Raw genomic sequence first — 231 nt, forward strand, 5'->3', positions numbered from 1 at the left:
ACCTTGTTCTGTTCCTACAGCTTTCCAAGAAGGTTTTGTGTAAGCCTCTTTTGCCTTAGATACAGTTTTTTCAGCTGATACTTTCTCGTTAGCTTTCGCTTCTTCTTCAGCTTTTTTCTGTTCTTCTTCAGCCTTTAGCTTCTCTTCTTCAGCTTTTTTCTTAGCTTCTGCTTGCTCTTGTTCTTTTTCTTTTTTCTTAGCAGATTCTTTATCTTCTGATTTTCCAGCTTT

1 pseudogene is annotated in these 231 nt (G+C 36.8%); it reads right to left on the minus strand.

From position 1 onward, the window contains the following. Positions 1-231: pseudogene (locus MR107_RS30915) on the minus strand (YrrS family protein); the annotation flags it as partial.

This window comes from Bacillus cereus group sp. BfR-BA-01441, assembly GCF_022663075.1.
Lineage (GTDB): Bacteria > Bacillota > Bacilli > Bacillales > Bacillaceae_G > Bacillus_A > Bacillus_A cereus.